Genomic DNA, 409 nt, shown 5'->3' on the forward strand with positions numbered 1-409 from the left:
GGGGGCGGTGGGCGCCGGGTGGGTTGGTGAGGTGGCCGTCGTCGGTGATGAGGCGGTCGAGGTGGTGGCGCCATCGGTGGTCGAGGATCCGGTCGCGGGCCTGTGCCAGGGGGCCGTGTGGGGTGGTGCGGTGTTCGTGTCCGGTTTCGGTGATGATGGTCAGTTCGCCCAGGGGTCCGGGCCGGTAGGCGCAGTGGCCGAAGGTCTTCTCGCGGTGGTGCGTGCGGCACAGGCAGAACAGGTTCCACTCGGCGGTGGGTCCGCCGAGTTCGGGACGCTGGTGGTCGAAGGCGATGGCGTGGTCGATGTCGCAGTCGTGGGCGTCGACCGTGCATCCGGGGTGGCGGCAGGTGCCGTCGCGTAGCCGGATCCGTTCGGCCAGGGCGGGGGTGATGAAGTACTTGAGCAC

Annotated in this window: 1 protein-coding gene; it reads right to left on the minus strand. The window is 70.2% G+C overall.

Annotated features, from left to right (window positions below; all coding sequences use genetic code 11):
* Positions 1–409 (minus strand): HNH endonuclease signature motif containing protein (locus CEY15_RS17970; RefSeq protein WP_141244353.1); only part of this gene is annotated, 409 nt, incomplete at both ends.

It is taken from the genome of Dietzia natronolimnaea (assembly GCF_002289575.1).
Taxonomy (GTDB): domain Bacteria; phylum Actinomycetota; class Actinomycetes; order Mycobacteriales; family Mycobacteriaceae; genus Dietzia; species Dietzia natronolimnaea_A.